The 23,942-nt window shown below is 49.7% G+C and carries 25 protein-coding genes; 12 read left to right on the top strand and 13 right to left on the bottom strand.

Annotated elements, in window-relative coordinates:
- The first annotated feature begins 12 nt into the window (after window positions 1–12).
- Genes WS_RS00365 through WS_RS00380 form a run of 4 tightly spaced genes read left to right on the top strand, consistent with a single transcriptional unit; the run spans window position 13 to window position 3,017 of the window.
- Entirely contained in the window at window positions 13–489 is a 477-nt protein-coding gene (locus WS_RS00365) for a DUF1104 domain-containing protein (protein ID WP_011138045.1), read from the top strand.
- A 39-nt stretch (window positions 490–528) separates the two neighbouring features.
- The gene (locus WS_RS00370) at window positions 529–1,197 is read left to right on the top strand and encodes a response regulator transcription factor (protein WP_011138046.1); all 669 of its coding nucleotides are present in this window, start codon (window positions 529–531) and stop codon (window positions 1,195–1,197) included.
- Window positions 1,187–2,419: a sensor histidine kinase gene (locus tag WS_RS00375; RefSeq protein WP_011138047.1), complete on the top strand. Its 1,233-nt coding sequence runs from the start codon at window positions 1,187–1,189 to the stop codon at window positions 2,417–2,419. Before WS_RS00370 ends, WS_RS00375 begins: the two co-directional genes overlap by 11 nt.
- Entirely contained in the window at window positions 2,412–3,017 is a 606-nt protein-coding gene (locus WS_RS00380; RefSeq protein WP_049770601.1) for a DUF4405 domain-containing protein, read from the top strand. Before WS_RS00375 ends, WS_RS00380 begins: the two co-directional genes overlap by 8 nt.
- Here WS_RS00380 and WS_RS00385 read toward each other — a convergent pair.
- Both WS_RS00385 and WS_RS00390 read right to left on the bottom strand, forming a co-directional pair.
- Complete coding sequence (locus WS_RS00385; RefSeq protein ID WP_011138049.1) at window positions 3,004–4,248, bottom strand: apolipoprotein N-acyltransferase; 1,245 nt, start codon at window positions 4,246–4,248, stop codon at window positions 3,004–3,006. The genes WS_RS00380 and WS_RS00385 overlap by 14 nt on opposite strands.
- Window positions 4,214–4,717: a YajQ family cyclic di-GMP-binding protein gene (locus tag WS_RS00390; RefSeq protein ID WP_041571946.1), complete on the bottom strand. Its 504-nt coding sequence runs from the start codon at window positions 4,715–4,717 to the stop codon at window positions 4,214–4,216. The genes WS_RS00385 and WS_RS00390 overlap by 35 nt, the downstream gene beginning before the upstream one ends.
- Window positions 4,718–4,837: 120 nt before the next feature.
- On the opposite strand from WS_RS00390, the gene WS_RS00395 reads away from it, so the two are divergent.
- From WS_RS00395 to WS_RS00420, 6 genes are read left to right on the top strand one after another with little or no spacing between them, the layout of a single operon-like run.
- Window positions 4,838–5,395 carry a CvpA family protein gene (locus WS_RS00395; protein WP_011138051.1) on the top strand — a complete coding sequence of 186 codons (558 nt, stop codon included), beginning with the start codon at window positions 4,838–4,840 and terminating at the stop codon, window positions 5,393–5,395.
- Window positions 5,396–5,419: 24 nt separating this feature from the next.
- Window positions 5,420–6,943, top strand: a complete 1,524-nt coding sequence (gene lysS, locus WS_RS00400) for a lysine--tRNA ligase (protein ID WP_011138052.1) — start codon at window positions 5,420–5,422, stop codon at window positions 6,941–6,943.
- A complete protein-coding gene (locus WS_RS00405; protein ID WP_011138053.1) occupies window positions 6,940–8,190 on the top strand; it encodes a serine hydroxymethyltransferase in 1,251 nt (416 codons plus the stop codon). Before lysS ends, WS_RS00405 begins: the two co-directional genes overlap by 4 nt.
- 42 nt (window positions 8,191–8,232) lie before the next feature.
- On the top strand, window positions 8,233–8,778 hold the full coding sequence (locus WS_RS00410; RefSeq protein WP_011138054.1) for a DUF1882 domain-containing protein: 546 nt from the start codon (window positions 8,233–8,235) through the stop codon (window positions 8,776–8,778).
- Between the two features lie 25 nt (window positions 8,779–8,803).
- Complete coding sequence (locus tag WS_RS00415; protein ID WP_011138055.1) at window positions 8,804–9,583, top strand: SPOR domain-containing protein; 780 nt, start codon at window positions 8,804–8,806, stop codon at window positions 9,581–9,583.
- Window positions 9,584–9,590: 7 nt separating this feature from the next.
- Window positions 9,591–11,009, top strand: coding sequence for an anthranilate synthase component I family protein (locus tag WS_RS00420; protein WP_011138056.1), 1,419 nt, complete (start codon window positions 9,591–9,593; stop codon window positions 11,007–11,009).
- 10 nt (window positions 11,010–11,019) lie between these two features.
- On the opposite strand, the gene WS_RS00425 is transcribed toward WS_RS00420, so the two are convergent.
- The 8 genes from WS_RS00425 to WS_RS00460 form a co-directional block, all read right to left on the bottom strand.
- Window positions 11,020–11,553, bottom strand: a complete 534-nt coding sequence (locus tag WS_RS00425; RefSeq protein WP_011138057.1) for a DUF2393 domain-containing protein — start codon at window positions 11,551–11,553, stop codon at window positions 11,020–11,022.
- A gap of 6 nt (window positions 11,554–11,559) precedes the next feature.
- A complete protein-coding gene (hisIE, locus tag WS_RS00430) occupies window positions 11,560–12,249 on the bottom strand; it encodes a bifunctional phosphoribosyl-AMP cyclohydrolase/phosphoribosyl-ATP diphosphatase HisIE (protein ID WP_011138058.1) in 690 nt (229 codons plus the stop codon).
- Window positions 12,250–12,253: 4 nt separating this feature from the next.
- Window positions 12,254–13,399 (bottom strand): prohibitin family protein, encoded by a 1,146-nt coding sequence (locus WS_RS00435; protein ID WP_011138059.1) that lies wholly within the window; start codon window positions 13,397–13,399, stop codon window positions 12,254–12,256.
- A gap of 15 nt (window positions 13,400–13,414) precedes the next feature.
- Window positions 13,415–14,332, bottom strand: coding sequence for a branched-chain amino acid transaminase (locus WS_RS00440; RefSeq protein ID WP_011138060.1), 918 nt, complete (start codon window positions 14,330–14,332; stop codon window positions 13,415–13,417).
- A gap of 190 nt (window positions 14,333–14,522) precedes the next feature.
- A complete protein-coding gene (locus WS_RS00445) occupies window positions 14,523–15,374 on the bottom strand; it encodes a TIGR01777 family oxidoreductase (RefSeq protein WP_011138061.1) in 852 nt (283 codons plus the stop codon).
- A 1-nt stretch (window position 15,375) separates the two neighbouring features.
- A complete protein-coding gene (locus WS_RS00450; protein WP_011138062.1) occupies window positions 15,376–17,370 on the bottom strand; it encodes a methyl-accepting chemotaxis protein in 1,995 nt (664 codons plus the stop codon).
- A 12-nt stretch (window positions 17,371–17,382) separates the two neighbouring features.
- Entirely contained in the window at window positions 17,383–17,865 is a 483-nt protein-coding gene (locus WS_RS10515) for a chemotaxis protein CheW (RefSeq protein ID WP_011138063.1), read from the bottom strand.
- Between the two features lie 77 nt (window positions 17,866–17,942).
- Window positions 17,943–20,336: an FtsK/SpoIIIE family DNA translocase gene (locus WS_RS00460; RefSeq protein WP_011138064.1), complete on the bottom strand. Its 2,394-nt coding sequence runs from the start codon at window positions 20,334–20,336 to the stop codon at window positions 17,943–17,945.
- Between the two features lie 221 nt (window positions 20,337–20,557).
- Between WS_RS00460 and WS_RS00465 the strand changes: the two genes are divergently transcribed.
- Entirely contained in the window at window positions 20,558–21,265 is a 708-nt protein-coding gene (locus WS_RS00465) for a phosphate signaling complex PhoU family protein (protein WP_011138065.1), read from the top strand.
- An 81-nt stretch (window positions 21,266–21,346) separates the two neighbouring features.
- Window positions 21,347–22,267, top strand: coding sequence for an AEC family transporter (locus WS_RS00470; RefSeq protein WP_011138066.1), 921 nt, complete (start codon window positions 21,347–21,349; stop codon window positions 22,265–22,267).
- On the opposite strand, the gene WS_RS00475 is transcribed toward WS_RS00470, so the two are convergent.
- From WS_RS00475 to ilvN, 3 genes are read right to left on the bottom strand one after another with little or no spacing between them, the layout of a single operon-like run.
- The gene (locus WS_RS00475; protein WP_011138067.1) at window positions 22,264–22,497 is read right to left on the bottom strand and encodes a hypothetical protein; all 234 of its coding nucleotides are present in this window, start codon (window positions 22,495–22,497) and stop codon (window positions 22,264–22,266) included. The genes WS_RS00470 and WS_RS00475 overlap by 4 nt on opposite strands.
- Window positions 22,494–23,450, bottom strand: a complete 957-nt coding sequence (gene lpxD / locus WS_RS00480) for a UDP-3-O-(3-hydroxymyristoyl)glucosamine N-acyltransferase (RefSeq protein ID WP_011138068.1) — start codon at window positions 23,448–23,450, stop codon at window positions 22,494–22,496. The genes WS_RS00475 and lpxD overlap by 4 nt, the downstream gene beginning before the upstream one ends.
- 20 nt (window positions 23,451–23,470) lie before the next feature.
- On the bottom strand, window positions 23,471–23,941 hold the full coding sequence (ilvN, locus tag WS_RS00485) for an acetolactate synthase small subunit (protein WP_011138069.1): 471 nt from the start codon (window positions 23,939–23,941) through the stop codon (window positions 23,471–23,473).
- Window position 23,942: the final 1 nt, after the last annotated feature.

Genomic DNA, 23,942 nt, shown 5'->3' on the forward strand with positions numbered 1-23,942 from the left:
AAGGAGCATCCAATGAAAAAGTTAACAACCCTATGCCTTGGAAGTCTTTTGGCTTTCTCTACCCTTATGGCGGCCGATTTCTCTAAAAAGAGCAATGCTGAGCTTCAATCTATGGCGGGGAGCGTCGCTCCTAAAGAGGTTTTGGATTTTAAATCTGAAATCCATAAACGAACTCAAAAGATGACGGTGGCTGAGGCGCGAACCTTCCATCAAGGAATGCAGAAAGCCATGCAAGAGAAGATGAGCAAGATGACCATGGAAGAGGCGCAAAAATATCACAATGAAGTGCGCCTTGAGGTGCAAAAGCAACTCGATTCCATGACCGTAGAAGAGGCTCAAAAACGAGGTTTTCTAGGGGGAATGATGGGCGGTGGTATGGCCATGATGGGTGGAGCGCCTATGATGGGCGGCAAACAAGGTCATGGGCACAAAGGTGGAATGAAGGGACAAGGTACGGGCTATCCTTGCATGATGATGCCCCCCTCCTGAGGTCAGTAACTAAAACTCGTGAAATCTTGGGGGTGGAATTTGGCGGTTAGAATCCTCGTGGTCGAAGATGACCCTCTGCTAGGGGAGATGATGGAGGAGTTTTTGAGTGAGCAAGAGTTTGAAATCACTCTTGCCTCAAACGCCAAAGAAGCCCTCGATTTGGCCTATGAGAGGCCTTTTGATCTTTGGATTTTAGATGTGAAACTCCCTGGCGGGGATGGGTTTAGCCTGCTTAAAAGCCTTCGAGAGGCTGGCAAAACCACCCCCGCTATCTACACCACCTCGCTCCACACCCTCCAAGACCTAGAGAGTGGCTATGAGAGCGGATGTGATGACTATCTCAAAAAACCTTTTGAGCTCAAAGAGCTTCTGGTGCGCATCAAAGCGTTGCTCAAGCGCCGCTTTGCTCACAAACAGGAAGAGTTTGAAGAGCTTGGAGGGGGATGGAGATTCTGCCTAGGGAGCAAACGGCTCTATCAAGGTGAGGATCTCTATTCTCTAGCCTCCAAGGAGATCGAGCTTTTGAGTCTCTTCCTCCAAAATAAAAATCGGCTCCTCTCTCATGAGGAGATTTTCGATCGGCTCTGGAGCTATGGGGAGAGTCCTAGTGAGATGAGCCTTCGCGCCTATGTCAAAAATCTTCGCAAAATCCTTGGCAAAGAGAGAATCCTCAACCAAAGGGGAGAAGGGTATCTCTATGTCGGATAACTCTAGGGGCGTCATTGCCAAAATATTAGCCCTCTACCTAATCACTTCAGGAATCTCTCTTTTGCTCTTCTTGGGGCTCTTTTATGCCAAGCAAGAGGAGTTGTTGTTATTGGAGGGAGCGGAGAGGCTTAAAGAGGCTCGTGGCGCCATCTTTGTCACGCTCAGAGAGAGGGGCGTGGAGGGATTAGCCCCTTTGAGTGAGGATTTGGGACTCAAAATGGCTCTTTTGCATCCCACCAAAGGAATCCTCTACTCCAATCTCAAAGAGATTCCCCTATTTGAGCGCGAAGGATTACAGGAGCGCTCAGGCAAGGTCTATCTTCACCTCCGATTCCCTTTGGGACGCGAGGGGATGATGAAGGGAGGGGGAAGACATCATGACGAGATGGTGGAGCGCTTTCGTAGGGGAGCGGGAGAGGCGGTCTTGATTTTGGAGGGGGAGGATATTCAAAGGGCTCTCCTTTGGCTTAGATGGAAGCTTTTAGGTGTCTTTTTGGGCGCATTAGTGATGATTGGTGCTGTGGCCTATTTCCTTGTGAAGCTCTCTTTGCGACCCCTCCATGAGAAGATTGAGACGCTCAATCGATTCATCAAAGATTCCACGCATGAGATCAATACTCCTTTGAGCGTGATCATGATGAGCATTGAAACGATGGAGCGCGAAGGACTCTCGGCTAAAAACGAGAAGAAGATTCGTAATATTGAGCTAGCCGCCAAAAGCCTCTCGCATCTTTATGAAGATCTAGTCTGTCTCAACTTTCCTCACGCCATTCCTCAACACCGTGAAGAGATTTTCATGGAAGGGCTATTGAGAGAGCGCGTGGATTACTTTGCACCCTTTGCCTCTAGGCGTCAAGTGCGATTCTCCTTAGAGATTGCCCCTGCGACCTTAAGAGGAAATCGATATAAAATTTGTCGCATGATGGATAATCTCATCTCCAATGCGATTAAATACACTGGAGCTGGAGGGGAGATTACGCTTAGGCTCTCGAGTGGAAAATTAGAGATTATCGATGAGGGAGAGGGGATGAGCCAAGAGGAGCGCTCCAAAATGTTTGAGCGATACACACGGTTTAATCGTGATCAGGGTGGCTTTGGCATCGGGCTCTCCCTTGTGAGGGAGGTCTGCTTGGAGCATCAAATCTCGCTAGATTGCGAAAGCGAAAAAGGAAAAGGAACCAAATTCACCCTAGCATGGGAAGAGGAGAAAAACAATGGTTAGAAAAGTGACTTCACTAGTGATGTTGTGGTCGTTTATCGCTCTCACTTACACAGGAATCGGGCTCTATGTGGCTCCGCATGGGAGGACATCAGGTTGGATCGCTTGGAGCTTTTTGGGGCTGGATAAGAAGGGACACGCCGAGATTCATACCACCTTCATGGTGCTATTCTTCGTGGCTACTTTTTTGCACCTCTACTACAATTGGCGCCCCTTTATTGGCTATCTCAAGAATCTGAGCCGGCGCGTGGTGATTCTCACTAAAGAGATGCTCATTGCGACGGGAATTTCCCTCCTTTTTGTGTGGGGCACGCTCGCTGGATGGCATCCTTTTAGCGATGTAGTGGAGCTTGGAGCGACCCTTAAAGAAGGATGGGAGAAGAGCTATATGCAACCCCCTTTTAATCGCGCCGAAGCCCTTCCCCTCAAACAGCTTGCCACTAGGGCTAAACTAGAGCTCTCTAGTGCTCTAGAGAGTTTGGAGGCATCAGGCTACAAGGCTTCTGGAGAGGAGAGCCTTGAAGAGATTGGCTTGCGATACAAAGTGGCTCCCGCGAAGCTTTTTGAGATCATCAAAAAGGGAGAGGCTAAGGGGCAATGATTCCACTAGGGGAGCGATTAGCGGCATGGAGGATGGTCGTGCGGTGTTCTCTGGCGTAGTAGCCCAGCAAAAGGCGTTGCAAGGCGGGTTCGATGCTTGGATAAAACCAAGCGTTGTTGCTCCCCACGACCATAAACTGAGGCGAGCCCTCATAAAGAATCGCACTAGTGGCCTCATAGCAGATTGCATTGCGAAGCTTCACCCCATGGAGCTCAAAATCCACAGGCTTAGAAGCGCTCGCCCTATAGTCCTGTGCCCCGCCAAAAAAGAGCCGATTGAGAGGTTTGACCAGAAAGTCTGGCAGGGGAATCTTCTCTCCAAAAGGGACTAAGACGATCTTATCGGCCACTTCGATTCGGCCTTGGTGAAAAAAGTAGGTGGAGTTATAAATCTCTCCCTCCTCCGCCCTTAGTGCACCCGTGATGATAGCGATCTCTTGGCTCTTTTGCGCCAGATGCTCCAAAACCCAATCCTCCTTGTTAAGAAGCAAAGGGAAAGCGGTCTCAGGAAAGAGAATGAGTGCCTTTCCTTCTAAAATCGCTGCGTCGATTCTCTTTAGATTCTCTTCAATGATTCTAGCTCTCGCCTCCCTCTCCCAACGAATCTCTTGGGGGATGTGCGTCTCAATGATCTCCACCTCAAAAGGGGGCAAAGAAGGCGAGAAGGGCTTGGAGTAGAGGGTGAAGGGGAGCAGAAGAAGGGGGAGGGGCTTGAGCCATCTTTGAGGCAAAAGCCAAAAAAGGCTAAGCGAGAGGAGAATGAGCCCAAAGGAGAGCTTTGAACTATCCAAGAGGCTAGGAACAAGCATCACCTCAGGCACCATCCAGTCAAATCCAAAGGGTTGCACATGACTCAAAAGCCAAAGCAAGAGGGCTCGAACCAAGGGATTTTTGAGGTAGAGAGCCATCGAAAAGAGCACCCCATAGACTCCCCCGATTCCCAAAAGAATGAAGGGGATGAGGTAGGTGAGCTCATAGTAGCGAAAGCTAAGTGCCATCCAATAAAACCACGCGATTCCGACCCAAAAGCCAAAGGCAAACCCCGATTCTCTGGGGAGTTTGAGATAGAAGGCGAGGGCTAGGAGGGCAAGAAGGGAGTAGAGGAGGGGCGAGGTGATTCCAAAGTGATGGAGATAGATAAAAAGAGAAAAGAGAATCGCACCAAAGAGTGCGATTCCTAGGCTTTTGGGGCGAAAATCACCGAAAATTGCCAAAATGGAGCGGAACTTCAAACTCTAACTTCCTTAAGTGGGTGATGACTGCTTGGAGATCATCAATATTTTTGGACTTAACCCGAATCTCATCCCCTTGGATGGCGGTCTGGACTTTGAATTTTTGATCTTTGATGATCTGCACGATCTCTTTGGCGATCTCTTGGTTGAGCGTGTCGTTGATGGTGTAGATCACTCTCACGCTCCCGCCTGTAGCGCTCTCTTTGCGACTCTTTTTGAGGCATTTGATGGGGAGCTCTCGCTTGATGAGTTTGCTATGGAGCACGTCTTTGATTGCATCGATTTTGTTGTCGCTGCTGGCGTGCAGAGTGAGCGTCTTCTCTTTTTCATTGAGGGTGAGCTCTTTGAATTTATCCTCTTTGAAGTCAAAGCGGGTGGAGATTTCGCGCTGGGTTTGATCAAGAGCGTTTTTAAACTCTTGTATGTCGAGTTTGGCGGAGATGTCAAAGATGTGTTCTTTGGCGGCCATGCTAGACTCCTTGAGAGCGGTTTTTTGTGTCAAAAGCTTGATTTTATCATAAAACATTTTAGGATAGATGTAGTAGAATCGCCCCTATCACCTTTTTTATCTTCTTCATAAAGCGGGTTAATGGAAGGAATCAATTATATCGACATTGTCGTGTTGGCATTAGTGGTCTTGCTCGGTCTCAAGGGAATCGTCAATGGCTTCATTCGTGAATTTTTTGGGCTGAGCGGGATCATCGGCGGCGTCTATGTCGCCTCTCGATACGCCGATTCCATGGGAATGTGGGTGAGCAAGAATCTCTACGCTTTTGAAAATCAGGCTGCCATCTCCTTGGCGGGATTCGTGCTGATTCTTGCCTCAGTCTGGATTGCTTCGCTGATTTTTGCCGAGATTGTCGTGAGGCTAGTGAAGCTGAGCGCTCTTGGCACGGTGGATCGGATATTTGGTTTTATCTTTGCTTCGGGGAAGATTTTTATGATCTTCTCCATCATTGCCTACGCCCTCTCTAGCGTGGAGATCGTCAGCTCTAATTTGAAGCGCTACACTGATACAAGTTTTGTCTACCCCCTTCTAGTGAAGGCAGGCGGAGAGGTGGTGAAAATCGATTCGGTGAGCTCTTTGACTCAAAAAGTCCAAGAGAGCGAGCTTCCCACATTGGATGAGCCCAAAAGCGCGAATTAGCATTTGATCACAAAGGATTGAATTTTGTTTTTTTCTAATCAGTATATCAAGCAGAGAATCCAAAAAGGGGAGGAGCTAAGGGAGCTTGGACGCAACCCCTATGATAATCAACTCATGCGCACTCTCACCCATGCGCAATTTTTGCAAAAGTTTGAGGCGCTTAAGAGCTTAGAGAGTGAAGAGAAGCGCGATGAAAGCGCCAAAGAGAGCATCGCGGGTCGGATTAAATTTCTTCGTCATATGGGAAAGGCGGCCTTTGCTAAAATTGAGGATGAGAGCGGAATCCTTCAGATTTACTTCTCCCAAAATGAGCTTGGCGAAGATTTTAAGATGCTCAAAAAGCTGGCCGAGGTGGGTGATATTGTGGCGGTGAGTGGCTTTCCTTTTGTCACCAAAACGGGCGAATTGAGCCTCCATGCGTTGGAGATGAAGATTCTCACCAAAGCCATCGTTCCTCTGCCTGAGAAGTATCATGGGCTCGTGGATGTAGAGCTTCGCTATCGTCAGCGCTATCTTGACCTCATTATGAACCCTGAGGTCAAAGAGACCTTCAAGCTCCGCAGTCAAGTCGTCTCTAGTGTGCGAAGATTCTTTGAGGAGAGGGGATTCTTGGAGGTGGAGACTCCCATGATGCACCCCATTCCTGGTGGCGCCAATGCCAAGCCCTTCATCACGCACCACAACGCCCTAGGGGTTGATAGGTATCTAAGAATCGCTCCAGAGCTCTACCTTAAACGCCTTGTCGTGGGGGGGTTTGAGGCGGTTTTTGAGATCAATCGAAACTTCCGTAATGAGGGGATGGATCACTCTCATAACCCTGAATTCACTATGATTGAATTCTATTGGGCCTACAAAACCTATCACGAGTTGATGAGCCTCACCGAGGAGCTTTTTGGCTACCTCTTTGAGCGCTTGGGCTTGCCCAAGATTCTTCCCCATGGTGAGGAGATGATCGACTTCTCCCTTCCCTTTAGGAGGATTCCCTACAAGAAAGCGCTTCATGAGATCGGAGGGGTGCCTTTGGAGGTGATCGAGGAGAAGGAGAAGCTTCGAGCCTATTTGATCGAAAAAGGGGTGAGGCTAGAGGGCGAGATGGGAATTGGAAAGCTTCAGGCGGAGGCGTTTGATGCCTTTGTTGAGGAGAAGCTTATCAACCCCACTTTCATCACTGAATTCCCCATCGAGATCAGTCCACTAGCTAGAAGAAGTGATGAGAATCCCCAAATTGCTGATCGTTTTGAGCTTTTCATCGGCAAAAAAGAGATCAGTAATGGCTTTAGCGAGCTTAATGATCCCCTTGATCAGCTTGAGCGTTTCAAGGCGCAGGTGGCGGCCAAGAATGCGGGTGATGAAGAGGCTCAACATATGGATGAAGACTATGTTTGGGCTCTAGGACATGGACTGCCTCCCACGGCGGGAGAGGGGATCGGGATCGATCGCCTTGTGATGTTGCTCACCAATAACCGCTCCATTAAGGATGTAATCCTATTCCCTGCGCTCAAAGTTCAAAAGAGCGACTACACCATTTTGAAGGAAGAAGAAGCATGAATTACGCACTAGAAACCAATGACAAAGAGATTTTTGACCTCATTCATGAAGAGCTTGATCGACAAAACACCCACCTTGAGATGATTGCCAGCGAAAACTTCACCTTTCCTGCGGTCATGGAGGCGATGGGGAGCGTGCTCACTAATAAGTATGCTGAGGGCTATCCCTATAAGCGCTATTACGGCGGTTGTGAGTTTGTTGATAGAGTCGAAGAGATTGCGATTGAGCGAGCCAAGAAGCTCTTTGGATGTGGTTTTGCCAATGTTCAGCCCCACGCGGGGAGCCAAGCCAATGTCGCAGTCTATAATGCTCTACTTAAGCCCTACGACAAAATTTTGGGAATGGATCTAAGCCATGGGGGACATCTCACGCATGGAGCCAAAGTGAGTGTGACGGGTCAGACCTATCAGAGCTTCTTTTATGGGGTGGAGCTGGATGGCTATATCAACTATGACAAGGTTGAAGAGATCGCTAAAATCGTGAAACCTCAGATGATTGTCTGCGGATTTAGTGCCTATGCCAGGGAGCTTGATTTCAAACGATTCCGAGAGATTGCCGATAGCGTGGGCGCTCTGCTCTTGGGTGATGTGGCGCATGTGGCGGGATTGATTGTGGCGGGTGAGTATCCCAATCCCTTCCCCCACTGCCATATTGTCACCACCACCACCCACAAGACGCTTCGAGGACCTAGGGGTGGGATGATTCTCACCAACGACGAAGAGATCGCCAAGAAGATTGACAAGGCGGTATTCCCTGGAATGCAAGGGGGGCCTTTGATGCATGTGATTGCAGCCAAGGCGGTGGGCTTTGGAGAGAATCTTAAGCCTGAGTGGAAAGAGTATGCCAAGCAGGTCAAAGCCAATGCCAAAGTGCTCGCTAAAGTGCTCATGGCCAGAGGCTACACGCTCGTGAGTGGAGGCACAGATAATCATTTGATTCTAGTCTCTCTGCTGGACAAAGAGTTTAGCGGCAAAGATGCCGACAGGGCACTAGGCGAGGCAGGAATCACGGTCAACAAAAACACCGTTCCTGGAGAGACTCGAAGTCCTTTTGTGACCAGCGGAGTGAGAATCGGAAGCGCCGCGCTTACCGCTAGGGGCATGAGAGAGAAGGAGTTTGAGTTCATTGCAACCAAAATTGCCGATGTTCTAGATGATGTCAATAACGCCGCTAAACACGCGGAGATCAAAAAAGAGATCGCTGAGTTTGCCAAGGGATTCCCTGTCTACACCAAGGCTATTTTTTAAGCAAGGGATTGAAAATTTACTTTAAGGGGGCGTGGGCATTCAATGGTTAGCGAAATGGATTTGAAACTCATCAAAATGATCGAATCTCACTATTGGGTCAAAAAAGAGGGAATCGGTCAAAGAGTGCTCTTTAATGGGCGCACTTTTTACAACAAATTCGAGCGCGTGGATGCCCCCTTGACGCGAAGCGTGATCGCACAACACCTCAAGGGTGAGATCACGGTCGCCCACTCCCTTATCAATGATCGAGACAAGGTTGAAAATATTGTCATCGACTACAACGGACGCAACACGGAACGATTTTGGCATAGGGCTCAGTTGTTGCTTAGAGAGGAGGGCTTTATGAACTTCACCGCCTACAACTCTAGAACTCCAGGGAGATTGCACCTCTATATCCACAAAGGGCACACAACCTTACAAGAGGCTTATCAGCTGGGCAAAATGCTCTCCATGAAGCTCTCCCAAAAGATGCCAACAGAGTGGAGGATGTTCCCCAATCAAGAGTTGCCGCGAGAGTTTAATATTTTAGCCATCCCCTATGAGGTCTACGCCAAAGAGCGTGGGGCTTCATGGGTAAGACACATGTGAGAATCTTTGGACAAAGGAGAAGATGATGGAAGAGAAAAAAGAGTTAGGTGATATTCTCATTGGAGATGAAGAGGCACTCAAGTCGACGCAGTCCAAAAAGATGATTCTAGTCGCCGCCGCTGCGGTGGTGCTCTTTTTGATGGTGATTTTCTCTATCTATGCCCTCACGCGCGAAGAGGAGAAGAAGCCTGCTCCTATTCAAAGTAGCGCTCTGGAGAAGGCTGACCAAAACGTTCCCCTTGCCCAAGGGGCAGCCGAGGAGAATCGATTCCAGCAGGTTCCTTTGCAGTCTGAAGAGAATCTCAGTAGTGATGATAAGTTTGAGAGAATCGTCAAGGAGATTAAAGCCAAGCAGTCCGCTGGAGCGACGCTTCCTACCCCTCCTAGTGAGGCTGCCCCTCTTCTCCCTAAGTCTGTTGAGCCCAAGAGGGAAGAGCCCAAGCCTGCTACGGCTCCAGCCACCGCACCCAAGAGCTCTGGCGCAACCCACCCCAAAAGTGCAGCAGATGCTTTTAAGAGCGTAGGAAGTGCCCCTGCAACCTCCAAGAGTGTCTCAGGGGGAGACCTTCCCAAGGGGCTTTATGTGCAAGTGGGCTCTTTCTCGAAATTTTCACCCACAAGCGCATTTGCTCAGAAAATCGAGCAGAATCGATTCGCCTATAAGACCCAGCGCGAGGTGGTGAATGGCAATGAGATCGTTCGCGTGCTCATTGGGCCCTACGCTAGCCGTGCCGAGGCCAATAATGCGCTTAGGGATGCGAGGGAGAAGATCGAGCCCAAAGCCTTCATCAAGCAAGTGGATTGATCACTCCATGGAGATTTTTCACGAAAGACTCTTGGTCGATCAGCTCACTCCCGTCTCTCTTTATGCAAAATTGCGTGAATTTTTTGCGGGAGAGACCACTTTTTTGTTCGAGAGCGCCGCTAGCAGTAGCGAGAGTGGGACTCACAGCTTTATCATCATCGGAGCCAAAGAAGAGGTAATCTCTCAAGGGGGCGAGAGTTTTTATATCGATTCTAAAGGGAATCGCCAAAACATCGGCGCTAATCCCTTCCCTTTTCTCAAAGAGTACTACGCGAGATTGGACCAGAGTGCCTATCGGGCGTGGGGTGAAGAGAATGGCGTGGGATTTGTGGATGGATTTATCGGCTATATCGGTTATGATATCGTCAAATTTTTTGAGCCCTGCCTCAAAGAGGCGATGGATGCGCTAGAGGATCAGACTAAGATTCCCGATATGAGATTGATTCGCCCTCGATGGATCTTCTGCTACTCCCACAAAAACGCTCATCTGAGTATGCTCACCCAAGATCCCCAAGAGGCAAAACGCTTTGAAGCGCTCAAAAGCACACTTCACTCCAAGGAGCCCTTTAGAGAGCTGCTTCCGCTCAAAAATGCTAAATCTGGCTCTTTCTATCATGATAAAGAGCGATTCTTTGGGATGGTGGATGAGTCGTTGGAGCGTATTCGATCAGGAGATGTGTTTCAGATTCTCATCTCTAACCGTTATATCCAAGAGGCAGAGATCGATCCTTTTAGTTTCTATCGAATCTTGCGCGGCAAAAACCCCTCTCCCTATCTCTTTTTACTCGAATTTCCAGATTTTGCCATCGCGGGAAGCTCGCCTGAGGTGATGGTGCGTCTGCAGGAGAATTCGATTCTTTTGCGCCCTATTGCAGGAACGAGAAAACGGGGTAAAAATCGCCTGCGCGATAGAGAGCTGGAGCTGGAGCTCAAAAGTGACACTAAAGAGTGTGCTGAACACGTGATGCTCATTGACTTAGGGCGAAATGATGTGGGTCGAGTCGCCAAATCAGGAAGCGTGAAGGTGGGAGAGGTGATGAGAATCGAGCGCTATTCCCATGTCATGCATATGGTGAGCGATGTGGAGGGGGAACTAAAAGAGGGCAAAGATATGTTTGACCTCTTTGCCGCAACCTTCACGGCGGGCACCATGACGGGAGCCCCCAAAATCAAGGCAATGGAGATCATTGCAGAGCTAGAGGGACTCAAGAGAGGATTTTATAGCGGTGCGGTGGGGTATTTCGGCTTTAGCGGAGACATGGATAGCGCGATTACGATTCGCACTGCCCTGATCAAGCCTGATAAGATATTCCTCCAAGCAGGGGCTGGAATCGTCGCTGACAGTCAAAAAGAGTTGGAGCACCTTGAGGTGACCAACAAGCTAGGCGCCCTCACTAGCACCCTCCAAGAGCTCGCTAAGCTCTAAAAGTCTCTTCTTAAAAGCAGCTCGCCTCAATTTTGGAGGTGAGCGCTCCTTCATAGTTTAAATTATCCACCGTGTATTGAAAAGTGAGGCTCTCTCTAGGAAAGAGAGGTCGTAGAATCGTCTCTTTTTTAACCACCAAAGGCTTCAGGCGATAGCGGATCTCATCCATGGGCTTTGAGCTAGGGGGGGCGAGTTTGATGGTCACCACACAACCTCTAAAGGTTCGAGAGCTTTGGTTAGTGATGACTCCATCGACAAAGAAGGCTTCCGTGAAAGAGAGGCGCTGGTTGAATCCTAGGTTTATTTCGATGGGGTGAAAAACCTTTTTCATGGCCATCTCTACTATCCAAGGCGAAGAACCCAGGAGGGAAAAGGCAATACCAATGGGTAAAAAAGCCCATCCTCCTCGATCTTTAATAAGAATCCCTAGCACAAAAAAGAGGATGAAGAGGATGAGGATGAAAGCCAAAAGGAGCATCTCAATGAGAGAGAGGCGCATGGCGTAAGGGGTGAAGAGTGCGATATAGTCGCCTAGCTTCTCCATGAAGGGTTAGGAATCCTTCCTCGAATTCTTCTCGGCGATTCCGCTCACCCCTTGACGCCGCTGCAGCTCTTGCTTGATTTTATCAGGATGAATACCTCTAAAGGCCAAGCCCACAAGCGCATGATAGAGAAGATCGGCGGCCTCATAGACGATCTCGCTTTCGCTAGAATCTTTGATCGCAAAGCTTAGCTCGGCGGCCTCTTCGACGATCTTTTTGCCGATAGTGTTTTCACCTTTGGAGAAGAGTTTGGCGGTGTAGGAGCTTTGAGGGTCGGCTCCTTGGCGAGCGAGGAGTTCGTGGTAGAGGCGATCCACCACTCCATAGAGCGCACTGGTATCGGGAGCCTCAGAAGTGAGAGAGAGGGAGGAATCGAGCTCCACTTTTTGGAAAAAGCAGCTCTTTCGCCCTGTGTGGCAGGCGACTCCGACCTGTTCAACTTGGAGCAGAATCGTATCGCTATCACAGTCAAGGAAGATCTCATGGATCTTTTGGATGTGTCCACTGCTCTCGCCCTTTTTCCAGATTCTTCCTTTGGAGCGCGAAAAGTAGTGAGCCACTTGGGTGGAGAGGGTGAGGTTTAGCGCCTCTTGGTTCATGTAGGCTAGCATCAAAACCTCCCCGCTTCCCCTCTCTTGGACAATGGCGGGGAGAAGAGGGTGCTTCTCCCAGTCGATTCCATCAAGAAGCGTGTTCACTCTTTCACTCTCCCTTGGAAGAGGATTTTTGGCGATCTTTGGTGTCTAGCCAAAGATTGGGAGTGGAGCCTCCAGGGGTGAGGAAGATTTTAGCATCCTGATTGACTTTGAGGGCTTCATTGAATCTGCCTTGGACTTCGATTTGGCGAAGCTCAAGCAGTCTGGCGCTGAGACTCTCGGCGATGGATTTGTTGGCTTTGGATTGAGCCTCTGCCTCAATGAGGGTTGCATCGGCTAGACCTTGAGCGTTGATTCTCTTGGCGTCCGCTTCACCCTTGGCTAAAGCCACCTGCTTCTCCGCCTCTTGTCTGGCACGCTCTACTTCATATCTTGTTCGTTCCGCCTCTTGTCTGGCCACTTGAACGCGTTCGATTTGCTCTTTAATCTTCACGGGCAAAACGATCTCTCGTAGCTGGATAGAGCTTAGCTGAACGGGTGAATTGTCAAGTCTATCGACATTCTCGCGGACGAGAGTGTCAATCATATCAGCGATCTCATTTCGTCTAGTGGGGAGCTCTTCAGCGGGGAATCGACCCACCACATTACGCACCACATCGCGCACCACGGGATTGATGATCTTCTGCTCCCAAGTGAGTCCCCATGTAGCGATCGTCTGAGGAGCGCCTAGGGGGTTTAGCTTGTATTGGACGGTGATCTCAATGGAGACGGGAAGACCTCTAGCATCAAGCACGGAGATGGCATCATTGGAGAGGATACCTTCGCTTCGCCCTCTAATTCCCATATCTTCGGTGCTAGAGAAGTTGATGATTCGGACTTTGGTGTCCACCAAAATAATCTTTTGGAGTACAGGAATAAAGAAGTGGAGGCCAGGCTGAAGCGGGATGTTGTCAAATTTACCTGCGGTTACCTTGATACCCACTTCACCTGAATTGATAATCGTGAAAGGCTTGGTGAGGGCAATAAGGACGATGGCAATAATGAGCGCATAGATAAATCCCGCTTTTTTACCCATTCCTTTGAAGAGGTCAGGGGTTTGAAAGGGGGGCTGGAAGCCACCACCACCGCCTCCTCCACCAAAACCGCCGCCTTTGCCTTTGCCTTCAGAATCGTTACGATCCTCGCCTCGGTTTTCATCGGGGTTAAAGGTGCGATTCTTTTTTCGCAAATGTTCGTTTAGGTCGATGGGCATGATTCTCCTTTGAATTTATTGGATATAGGCGAGATATTTGGCGAACTTTGGATCTCGTCCGTTCACCACATCAAAATAGGTTTTTTGCAAGAGGGTCGTGAGGGGCCCTCGTCTTCCTTCTCCGATGATTCGGAAGTCAAGTTCCCGCACGGGAGTGACCTCGGCGGCCGTGCCAGTGAAGAAGGCTTCATCGGCGATATAGACCTCATCTCGTGTGATTCTTCTCTCAATCACCTCGTAGCCAAGGCTTCGAGCAAGTTCGATCACCGTGGCTTGGGTGATGCTCTCTAGAGAGTTATCATGGGGCGGAGTGATGATCACGCCATCGCGCACGATGAAGAAGCACTCCCCGCTTCCCTCGGCCACAAAGCCGTTGTCATCCACGAGCAAAGCCTCTTCAAATCCACAAGAGATCGCCTCATATTTGGCCATCTGGGAGTTGAGATAGTTGGCACTCGCCTTGGCCTTTCCAAAGCTTGATTTGATAGAGTTTCGCACAAACGAGGAGGTTTTGACTCTAATTCCCTTCTCTAATCCCTCATCGCCTAAATAGGCGCCCCACTCCCAAGCGGCAATAGCCACGTTTACGGGAGCTTTTTTATGGTAGACCCCCATCACGCCATATCCGAGGAAGATGATGGGGCGAAGATAGACATTTCCCTCAAAGGTATTGTGGCGCAGAAGCTCCACTTGGGCTTTCTCTAGCTCCTCTTGAGTGTAGGGGCAGTCGATAGCGACAATTTTAGCGGAATTGAGAAGTCGCTTGGTGTGATCTTGGAGGCGAAAAATCGCCAATCCTTTGTCTGTCTTGTAGGCTCGAGTGCCCTCAAAAACGCCGTTTCCGTAGTGAAGGGTGTGGGAAAGGACATGGATTTTGGCCTCATGCCAAGGGATAAGCTTCCCATCCATCCAAATAAATTGCGATTCTTTCATGCTGGCTGACTCCAAATGTTGGCGTAAAATGGGGTTATTTTATCCAAGCTAAGATAAAACTAGAACCTATTGCATGAATATTCTTCAGGCGCACTAGTTTAAAAAGAGAGAAGGAGAGGGGAGGGAGAGAGTGCTAAACAAATCAAGCCCAAAAGCAGAAGCACCCCAAAAAAAGGGGCTCCTGCAAGGACTAAGAGATGATCTCTTTGAGGGCTTTCTCTAGGGTTGGGTACTCAAACTCAAACCCTGCCTGAAGGAGGCGTTCGGGAATGGCGGCTTGACCATCGCTTAACACCTTCGCCCCCTCTCCAAAGAGAATCTGAAGCGCCCACAAGGGCACAGGGAGTAGAGTGGGGCGATGGATGAGTGAACCATAGAGCTTGGTGAAGGCTTCGTTGGTGGTGGGGCTGGGGGCAGTGAGATTGTAGATGCCAGAGAGAGAGGGGGTACTCCATGCAAACTCCATGGCTTTGGCAATGTCATGGAGGTGAATCCACGAAAATTTCTGCTTTCCATCGCCAATCACCCCTCCAAGCCCTAGAGAAAAGGGGAGGCGAAGCTTCTCCATCATTCCGCCCCCCTTTCCAAGAACCACTCCAAAGCGGAAGACTACCGTCCTTATTCCTAAATCTTGGGCTTTGAGCGCCTCTTCTTCCCAATCTTTAGCGAGTTTGCCAAGAAAATCTTGAGCCAAAGCCAAATCGCCCTCAGCGTAGGTGCCTTGATTATCATAGATTCCAATAGCAGAAGTGGAGGTGAAGAGAGAGGGCTTGGTGGGGCACTCCTTTAGGGCTAGGAGGAGGGAGCGTGTAGTCTCGATTCGGCTGGAATAGAGGACTTTTTTGTAGCTTTCGCTCCATTTGGCGATGATAGGAGCGCCTGCTAGGTTGATGATCCAATCAACCCCCTCAAGCAAGGAAGAGAGCTTAGTTGGATCGCTAAGCTCTCGCCTCCCCAAGGGGAGAAGGGTGTGGGAGCCGCCAAATTGGGAGGAGAGGTGGCTTCCGACAAAGCCTGAGGCTCCAGTGATGGCGATTTTCATATTAGAACTCCTTCAGGTCATCGGCATCCAAAGGGAAAATCTCATCCTCTTTGGAACGGCGCTCCTTTTTGGGGAAAGAGGGAACGCTTCGTTTGAGCTCAGTCTTAGCGTGAGGAATCTGTTTGAGCTTGGGGCTTATAGAGGAGGAGGGCTTGGTGGGGGCGGCCTTAGTGTGAGTGGTGAAGAGATTATCCATGGCTAGCCCCACGATCTTGGCGATATTTTGGGTGCTCTGCATCATAGCGATGGCCTGAGCGTTGAGCTCTTCGGCAGCCGCCGCGGCTTCTTCAGAATTGGCGGCATTTTGCTGGGTGACTTGATCAACCTGGCCCATAGCCGTGGCGATCTGATTCATCCCCTCGGCCTGTTCTCTGATGGAGATAGAGATCTCACCGATGAGATCGGAGGTCTTTTTCACCTTATCAAGAATCTCAGTGAAGCTCTCATTGGTCTCTTTGGCAATCTGATTCCCGCCCTTGATTTCCTCGATCGCATCCTCAATAATGGCGGCGGTCTCTTTGGCGGCTTCAGCGCTTCTTTGGGCGAGATTCTTCACTTCATCAGCGACCACGGCAAAGCCCAAGCCGTGCTCACCTGCTCTGGCGGCTTCAACGGCTGCATTGAGGGCAAGAAGATTGGTTTGGAAAGCAATCTCGTCAATGGTCTTGATGATTTTGGCGATTTTTTGACTCGAATCGGTGATTTTATTCATCGCGACCATGAGCTGTTGGACTCGCTCATTGCCTCGCTTGGCCGATTCGTTGGCCGATTTGGCAAGCATATCAGCCTCTTTGCCATTCTCAGCATTTTGGTTGTTGATGGCGGTGCTCTCTTCAATCGTAGCGCTCACCTGCTCCACGGCGCTTGCCTGTTCACTAGAGCCTTCGGCTAGCGAGGTCGAAGAATCAGCGATTTGATCGGAGGCACTGACCACCTGAGAGTTGGCGTCGCTGATGGTGCGGACGGCTTCGATGATGGGTTTGGTGATGCTTCGGACAATAAAGAAGCTTAAGGCTATGCCAAGGAGGATGGCGATCACTAGGCCAAAGATCATAATGCTCGAAGCCACCGTGAGGGAGCTGGCGGTCTCGTTGCTTAAGCTGGTGGTCTCTTGGAGGGATGTGGTCACAATCTCTTCAGAGAGGGTTGCCACTTCATCAGCCAAATTGATCATCACTGTGCGTTCGTTGGTGACCTCTTGGTTGATCACGATAAAATCTCGAATGGCTTGCTCATAGCTTTTGGCCGCACGCTCAATCGTTTCTAGCTGTCTTTGGTTCTCGATTCGGTGGGTGTCTCGCTTTAAGGAATCAAGCAAGCCATAGACGGGGGCAAACTGGGAGGCGGCAGTCTGGAGGACGCTAGGATCTCTAATCACCTGAGCGCGCTGGCCAAGAACTCTGGCGTTGGTGATATAGGCGACCATCTGAGAGATCTCTTGGATTTTTTGGAGGCGGTTTTGGGTTTTATCCCTAGAGGCTCCCTCGCCCAATTCTTGGCGCATGAGTTGGAATTGAGCCTTGGTGTAAGCGTCGATATTTTCGGTCAAGACTCGTGCGCTCTCAACCATGGCGTTATCGGCATTAAAGCGTCTCTGCGCTAGAGCCTCTATCTTTTCGGTGGCTAAGCCAAAACGCTTTACGGCCTCAGAGGCGGTTACCTCCTTTTTGAGAAGCTCAGAGAGATGATATTTTTCACCCAATGCTTTGGCTCCCGCAAGAGCCTTTTGGAGGGCGACAAAACTCTCCTTGGCGCGCTTTAAGTCAGCGGCGTTATCGCCAAGAAGATATCCCCTCATGTGATAGCGCAAAGCGTCGGTTGCGACTAAGACTTGCACCGCCCCGTTGGCTTCGGGCACTTGAATATTAGCCAATTCGTTGGCAATACGCTCGCCACCTTTCATGTTGTAGATTCCGATCATTCCGAGTAGAAGAGTGATGGCAAGAATCAGTCCAAAGCCCAGCTTGATTTTGGCCCCTAGTGTCATATCATTCATAGTGCAGACCCCCTAAAGTGGTGATGTGGTTTGTTTTGTATCTAATGCGAGATCTTCTAATAGAGCCTCGGTTTTGAGTAGGATGACCGCCTTTTGGAGGTGTTGATCCTTGGCGATTCCTTGGGTGAATGTTTCACAAAGGGAGTGGATTGTCCCTTGGGAGAGTATCTCTTCTCCCACTCCTCCAACCTCATCCACGCGATCCACCAAAAGCCCCGCCTCTTTGCCTTGAAGTTTGGCAAGAATCACCACAGGGTGATCATGAAGAGCCTCGTGGGAAAATCCAAGTCGCTTCGCAAGATGGAGAATTGGAATGTTTTTGCCTCGGAGATTCATCATCCCCAAAAAATAGTCGGGAGCTTTGGGCAAGGGGATGCAGTTTTGAAAGCGTACAATCTCCTGAACAAAGGAGATATCCATGCCAAAACGCTCCCCTTCCAAGAAGAAGAACAGGTATCGTTTGGAGTCTGAGAGTTCTCCATGGAGGCTCTTCATAATTCATCCCTTTGTGTGAGCAAGGTGAAGAAATCCAAAAATCATAGCATAAAACCCCCTCAAAAAGGAGTCGAGTGCTAGCTTCCTAGAATCTCTCGATTCCCCTTGCTGTTGGGAGGAGAGAGGAATCCTCGCTTCTCCATCTGCTCAATGAGAGTGGCGGCTTTGTTGTAGCCGATTCCTAGGCGGCGCTGGATGTAGCTGATGGAGGTCTTTTTGTCGCTCAAAATGACTCTTTTAGCCTCTTCATAAAGATCATCCCCGCCCCCCTCATCCATTCCCATGGAGGACTTGCTAAAGCTAGAAGAATCCTCCTCTTCACTCAAAAAGCTCTCATCATATTCGGCCGTGCGTTGGGATTTGAGATACTCGACAATCTCTTCAATCTCCTCTTCGGTGCTCCAAGGAGCGTGCAAGCGCACTAAACCACTAGAACCAGGAGGAGTGAAGAGCATATCCCCTCGCCCGAGAAGCGATTCGGCGCCAAAGCTATCTAGAATCACCTTGGAATCAATCTTTTGACCTACTTTGTAGCTGATTCGAGAGGGGAGATTGGCCTTAATAAGCCCCGTGACAATATCCACGCTGGGGCGCTGAGTGGCAACAATGAGGTGGATTCCGCTAGCGCGTGCCATCTGGGCGAGACGAGCGATGGAGTATTCGACTTCTTTGCCACCCGTCATCATCAAATCCGCCAACTCATCGATGATCACCACGATATAGGGGAAAGGAGCAAAGCCCTCCTTTTGGGCTTTTTCGTTGTAGTTTTCGATATTTTTAGTCTTGGCCTTGCTCATTGCCTCGTAGCGTCTCTCCATCTCAGCGACCGTGTTAGAGAGGGCTGCAATTGCCTTTTTGGGCTGGGTGATCACAGGAGTAAGGAGGTGGGGAATGTCGTTATAGATAGAGAACTCCAGCATTTTGGGGTCAATCATGATGAGTTTGAGATTATCGGGAGAGTTTTTGTAGAGGAGCGAGAGAATCATCGCATTGATTCCTACGCTCTTGCCACTCCCTGTGGTGCCTGCGATGAGCAGGTGAGGAAGCTTTTTGAGATCCGTGATGAAGGGCTTGCCCACGATATCTTTGCCAAGGGCGAGCGTGAGGGGCGAGGCGGATTTTTGAAAGAGCTCACTCTCTAGCACTTCGCGCAAATAGATGGTCTCCACCGTGCTATTAGGAATCTCAATTCCCACGACATCCTTGCCCGGCACAGGAGCTTGGATACGAATCGTTTTGGCCTTAAGCGCCATGGCAAGGTCATCTTCAAGGGTGAGAATCCGCGAGACTTTGACATTGGGCGAGGGGCGAAACTCAAAGGTGGTGACGATGGGGCCTGAGTAGGTGCGAGCGATATCGCCCTCAATTTTGAACATCCGAAGCTTGCCGAGTAGATCTTGAATTTTGCGATCAATCTCAGCCTCATCCACCTCGATTCTCTGCTCTTTAGGCTTTTGGAGGAACTCAAACCGAGGGAGCTTGAAATCTTTGGGCTTTTGAGAATCGCCAAACTCCAGCGAGCGCAAAAGAGCGATATTCTCCTCCAGCTCTTTAATGATCACAGGAGAATCCACGCCTTTGGTCTCCAAGGCGATCGGGGTGGGGGCGACCCAAGGCTCCTCTGCTTTAGCTAAAGAGGGTGATTCTTCGAGGGGGGATTCGGGCTTGAGCTTTGGCTCCAACGGGGGGGCAAGGGGTGCAGGAGTGCTTGGAGTGGGCGTGGAGATACGCGAAGGGCGCATATGAGTCGAGGCTTCGACAATTTTGGCGCTACTGCTGGGTTTTAGGCTCTCGCCCTGCTCTTTGGAGGGGTTTTTGACGAGACGGACAAGCTTGGCGTAGTTGTCTTCGCTTGGAAGCGATTCTTCTGAAGAGAGTGTGGCGTAGTCATCGCCTCTCTCTTCATTTTTGGGTTTACTGGGGGAATTTTGGGGCAGTCCAAGATAGCGCTCAAGGTCGCTTAGAGGAGGATTTGACTCGTTTAAAGGAGCGCTCTTTGGGGGGTTTTGACCCTTTGCTTCTTGGGCTTGATTCTCCTTGGGGGTCACTTTTTTTTTAACGCTTAAAAGTGCACCAAGAGCACTCCAAAAAGAGGCGATGCGGGAGGCAATCGCATGGTAGATCTCATCGGTGCTTTTGTCAAAGAGAATCACTAGCGAGAGGAAAAGAGCGGTGAGGATGAGAATCCAAACTCCAAAAAGACCAATGAGGGGACGAAGCGCCTCTAGCACAATGATGCCGATTTTACCCCTAAAGAGGGGTTCGGCAAAGAGGGCCTGCAAAACCAAAAGGCAAGCAAAAAAGAGGAGGCTCGCAAGAATGAGCTCAAAGCGCCGCAAGGAGAGGGTGCTCTCTTGGTAGAGGCGATAGAGAGGATAGAGGAGCGCTAGCAAATAGAGGTGAGCGATATACCCAAAATAGTGAATGTTGATCTTGGCAAACGTCGTCCCATAGCTTCCCACAAGACCCATGTCTCCGAGCGTGGTGGCGAGACTCAGGAAGATGAGGATGGCGGTGGCCGTGATAAAAACGTATTCTCTTCTAATGACAGAATCCTTTGATGGGGTGGCTTGAAGAAAAATAGGCTGATTAAAAGCGCATTATATCACAGCTTTAGGGCGCTATTATTGGGGCTGGATCTCTGGATTGGATTACCAATTGGAGACACCCATGCAATGGTTAAGGGGTTATAATGGCAGACTTTATCCCCATGAATTTTACGAAGGTAGCCTTGAACATGGATAGCCAATCTTTTGAACAGCACAAGAAGGCGTTGCAAGCCAAAATCGTCGAGCTAAGCGGCTCAATCGTCTCTCACTATGTCGAATTGGTGAGCGCACTAGAAGAGGTTGATGGCGAGCGCCTCAAGCGTCTAGGCGAACAGAGCGGAGCGATCAAGCAGATGGCGGATGATCTTGATTCGATCATTATTTCGGCTATCCCTGAAATTGAGCTCCTTCCTGAGAATCTCCACCGTATGATTGCTTTTTTGAAAATCTCTAACAAGCTTGCCAAGGCCTATGATATTGCCAAAAAATTTGGCAAACGCGTCTCTCCGATGCTGGATAAGGATTTTGCGGGACTTAAAATCTACAAAGATATGCTAGAGCTTGCTAGGAGTTCCCTGAAAACGCTAGAGATCGCCCATCAAGTCTGCCTCAATGAAGGGGTTTTTGATCTAGACACCACTCTCTCAAGGGCGATTGCAGAGGAGAGCCGAAGCGATGATCTTTTCTCGATGATCCACAAAGATATCATCATCAGCAACTACAAAGAGGAGGTCTATGTCAAGGCCTCTATCGAGCTTTTTAATGCAGGAAGACGCTTGGAGCGAGCGGCGGATGTGGCGCTAGATGTTGTGAGGCTGGTCTGCTATATTCGTACAGGCAAAGAGGGCTGAGTAACTTTTATTTCTACATCCACCCCGCTGCAAGGATAGTTTGGCTATAATAACGCATTATGGACTGAATAAGGAATCCTAATGCAGGCAGCCCTGGTGACGATGGGCATCATCTATCTATTTGCGGTTCTGGGGTTTTGGGCGAAAAGGCGTTTTAAAGAGCGTTTTCATGAAGCAACACTGACGCTGGTTGTGGTCTATCTTCTGCACCCATTTTTGGCGTTTTGGGGGCTGACACGTCAAAGTCTTTCCTACGAATCTTTTTCGTTGCCAGTTATCTATTTTGTGATCATCACAGTGGTCTCTTTTCTCTCGCTTGGGCTTGGCAAGATATACCTTCAAGACCCTAAAGATCAATCCATTCTCGCAGTTAATTCGGTGGCTGGAAATGTGGCAAATATTGGGATTCCATTGGTCTTGGCTGTGCTTGGAGAAGAGGGGGTCTATCACGCCAGTCTCTTGACGATCGCGAATATCTTCTATCTTTATACTTTTGGCGTATTCTTTTATTCTAGAGGAAGCTTTTCTCTCAAAGAATCTTTTTTTAATATCTTCAAGCTCCCCGTGATTTGGGCTTCTATGGCGGCAATTTTTGTCAACTATTTTGAGTTACCCATTCCCTCATCGGCTCAAGCGCCTTTACAGATGGGCGCTTATGCGGGACTCGTGATTCAACTTATTTTATTTGGGGCGTATTTGTGCCGTATCGACTTTCAACAAACAAATCAGCAGCTTCTTTGGATGAGCACGGGAATTAAAACATTTGTTTTGCCATTGGCAAGTTGTTTTATTATTGTACTCTTGCCCCTTTCTCCTGTGGCCAAAGTGGTGCTTTTTTTAGAATTAGCGGTTCCGATGGCGGTCAATAATGTGAATCTAGCCTCTTTGTATGATTGCAAGCCCAAACAGGTGGCTATTGGGGTTTTGGCAAGTTCGGTTCTTTTTGCGGTATTGCTACCCCTCTACCTTTGGGTGGCGCATCGTTATATCGGGGATTTTTAGGAGCGATTCTTTTTGGCAAGCTCTAGGGCTTGGATGAGGTTGTCAATTTGAGAGTAGGGGATATGCACTTTCCAGTCGGGCGATTCCTCTTCGCCCCCCAGTGAGATTCCGATGCTCACCACAGACTCGCTATTTTTGCCATAGGGCGCTTCGAGGTGAGAGACGGAGATGATTCCTCGCTTGGTTCCTTCTAGGGGAAAGGAGGCAAGAGGAGTGGATTTCCCACTCATTGAGACTTCTTTAGTTGGTGTTTGAGTGAGGCTTGAAGCTTAAGCCACTCCTTGTGCTCCATGAGGGGAAAACCCGCGTAAGTCTTCTTTCCTTCGATGCTTTTCGAGACACCTCCGCGAGCAGCAATCGTGGCGAAATCACCCACATGGAGGTGTCCTGAGGTGGCGCTTTGGCCTCCAAAGATCACGTTTCTTCCTGTGGTGGTGGAGCCAGCGAGTCCCACTTGGGAGACTACGATTGAATGCTCCCCTAGCACGCAGTTGTGAGCGATTTGAACGAGATTATCGATCTTGGTTCCGCGCTTGATTCGGGTCTCCCCAAAGACGGCTCGATCGATGCAGTTGTTCGCTCCGAGCTCCACATCATCTTCTATCACCACGATCCCATTGTGATGGATTTTGATATGCTCTCCCCGCTCGGTGTGGGCATAGCCAAAGCCATCGCTCCCAATGACGCTGCCTGCATGGATAAAGACACGATTCCCAATTTGTGTGTCGCGATAGATGACCACATTGGGGTAGATGAGACAATCCTCTCCAAGGCACACCCCTTCACCAATCACCGCTCCTGCCATCACAATCGTGCGCTCACCAATCACCGCTCCCTTGCCAATCGTCGCGCTAGGGGCAATCTGGGCACTGGGGGCAATCTGGGGCTCTTGGGCGTTGAGCCCCAAAGGAGGCTTGGCAAAAAGTTTGGAGAGCCGAGCCATATCCAAATAGGGATGGGCGCTCACTAGCGGGGTGCACCCTTGGGGGACCAAGGAGAGGAGCGAGGCTCGGATGAGCACCGCTCCTGCGCGACTCTCTTTTAGGGAAGAGGCATAGCGATCCTGCTCCACAAAACTGATCTCATCGGGGGTCGCCCCCTCTAGGGAGGAGATTCCGACAATCTCTTTCTCGATGGAGGGGAGAGGGAGTTCTAAAAATTGGGCAATCAAGGAGAGCTTCACGCGATTCCTTTGAGGGGGGATTAGAGGCGTTCCATTGCGACCACGCCGCTACGAATCATATCTTTAGGATGAAATCGCTTGATGGCGTGGAGGAAGTGGGTGATGCGCGTGGGGTTATCCGTGGCCATGACGATGACATACTTGTCATTGGTGCTGGTGATCTCCCCGTGATAGGCGCGACAAAGGGCTTCAAGCTCGGCCAGATTGGTCTCTAGAGGGAGCTTGACCATGGCCATCTCCTTCTCAACCATCTCGTTGTGTTCCACGACCGTGAGAACGGGGATGAGCTTATGAAGCTGTTTGATAATCTGCTCCAAAACACGCTCATCCCCATAAGTGGAGATGGTGATTTTGGAGAGATCGCTCTCAGGCAGGGGTGCCACGGTGAGTGATTCGATGTTGTAGCCCCGACCTGCGAAAAGCCCAGAAATCCTAGAGAGGACGCCGTGTTCGTTGATGACGGTGACGGAGATAATTCTTCTAGTTTCCATG

It is taken from the genome of Wolinella succinogenes DSM 1740 (genome assembly GCF_000196135.1).
Lineage (GTDB): Bacteria > Campylobacterota > Campylobacteria > Campylobacterales > Helicobacteraceae > Wolinella > Wolinella succinogenes.